Annotated in this window: 3 protein-coding genes; all 3 read left to right on the top strand. The window is 52.9% G+C overall.

Annotation, left to right across the window (positions count from 1 at the left end; all coding sequences use genetic code 11):
- A partial coding sequence (locus AC2TAD_RS22275) for a hypothetical protein (protein ID WP_480870741.1) occupies positions 1-209 on the top strand: 209 nt, incomplete at its 5' end.
- 75 nt (positions 210-284) lie between these two features.
- A complete protein-coding gene (locus tag AC2TAD_RS22270) occupies positions 285-1,679 on the top strand; it encodes a primase-helicase family protein (RefSeq protein ID WP_480870738.1) in 1,395 nt (464 codons plus the stop codon).
- On the top strand, positions 1,679-1,867 hold a 189-nt coding region (locus AC2TAD_RS22265; RefSeq protein ID WP_480870735.1), incomplete at its 3' end, for a hypothetical protein. The genes AC2TAD_RS22270 and AC2TAD_RS22265, both read left to right, overlap by 1 nt.

The following is a 1,867-nucleotide window of genomic DNA, read 5'->3' as shown; positions in this document are numbered from 1 at the left end:
CACTTGGCGACCGATATCGACGTTTGTTTCAGGTGAATTTCACGGCCAAATTCGGTCGTTTTTTGTATCAGCAGGAAAAATGCACCTTAGAAGTCCATTTTAGCCATAAAAATATGGGGTTTCAGGCCACTTTTCGCCCCATGAATTCTTCCAGGGCACACTATAGAAGGAAAGAACGCGATTATGCACCTGGTGCGTGCCCCCCATAAACGGTCTAATCAGCCGTCTCCTGATACGGGGTGCGTGGCTAAGCCGGGAGCATCAATGATGGGAGATAACCATCAATGGAAACCAAAAATAATTCAACTGCTGGAGCGGAGGTAACCGAGCAAGTCCAACGTCTAGCCAAGGCCTATGGCGATCAGATCGTTCGGAGGGACAACAAGTTCTTCGACGTGGAGAATCTGAGTGTTCCACTGTCGCGCAATGACGTGGAGCGGATGATCCTGAACCGGGTACGAGACGAGCATCCTGAAGTTCCACTGAGCAAAGATCTAGTCAAAACCTTATTCAAGCTGCTGATCGAAACGCAGCATACTGACGCCGACCGGTCGTTTCAGGTCTGGAACGGAACGGCAATCTGTGAAGCCGGTAACTCTAACCGACTGATACGGTCGCGTGGAGCAGTTGCAGCCAACACGTGGGTCGAACCGGAATATCGCCAACTCAGGATCAACTCCGCTGAGCTTGGCGTCGTCGGGCAATTCTTCGACGAGTTCTTTCAGCTCGAGCACGACCGTGAGCAGTTCATGAACTGGCTGGCATGGAGCCTTCAGAACGAGGGAGAAAAGCCAGCTTGGGCTCCGTTCCTGTATTCGCGGGGAAGAGGTACTGGGAAAAGTACAACGGCTCGCATTCTGACCGAACTCTTTGGCACTTCGAATACCGTCGTTCCAAATAACGTCAGCAAGCTAACGCAGCAGTTCAACGCCACGGTTCTGACAAGCAAACTTGTGGTGTGTGAGGAAACCCAAATCAAGCCGGGGTCGCCGCAGGAAAACGCTATCAAAACCTTCATCACTGACCCTTACGTTCTGATAGAGCGTAAAGGGATTGAAGCTGAACGCGCAAAGCAGTCGTGCTGCTTCCTGTTCACCTCGAACATCTGGCCATCATGGATCGGTGAGGGTGAGCGGCGTTATCTCGTAATGGATGTGAACCATGACGGTCGATCAGGGGGTTCTCGCGCCAACGAGTTTTCGAACCTCGTCGGTCAGGTTAATCAGTTCCTGGATGATCCGGCGAACGTGGCCCGTGTCTATAACGCCTTGATGCAGAGACAACTGCCGGTCGGATTCAGCGCCAAAAGCCTCAACATCGCAGACCATCAGACCCCGACCATGGAACGACTGCATCAGACCAGCCGAGACACCATCGTTGATCGGTTGGAGGAAGAACTGAATGCTAGTGGGCTCGTCGCCCTGCCTGAAGCGGGAGTGGTTGAGTTCGTCCAGACGAACCTCAAAGGAAACATCAACCAAACCAAGCACCTCATGGATGAGTTGGACTGGCAGAAGACCAAGGCCAAGTGGGGTGGCAAAGACTATCAACGCGCGATTTGGGTTAAGTCCGGCTATTGGATCGAGCGGGGTAAAATCCATGGTCCTGACTTTGAGCCAGTGAGCATCAACGATCACATTGCTGGTGACAGCCGGTTCGACGAAGTGGAGATCATATAATGGATGGTCAGCACTTCTTCTTGAGAGACGACTGCGAGATCTGGCTGCAGGACATCATGGACACCCACTACGAGGAGGCCCTTTCGAGGGCCAACTCCGTCATATCGCAAACCACAGAGGATGAGAACGGGTGCTGGGTTACCTCGACGCAGGGACGGCCGAAAACACGGTTCAAGGGCCGACAGGTA

The sequence above is a fragment of the Ruegeria sp. HKCCD7628 genome, from assembly GCF_057221005.1.
Note: the sequence above shows the minus strand (reverse complement) of the source record. Positions and strands in the feature narration are given on the sequence as shown.

What these genes read in the sequence shown, in the direction of transcription:
- AC2TAD_RS22270 (WP_480870738.1), top strand. Translation starts at nt 285, where the DNA reads ATGGAAACCAAAAATAATTCAACTGCTGGAGCGGAGGTAACCGAGCAA.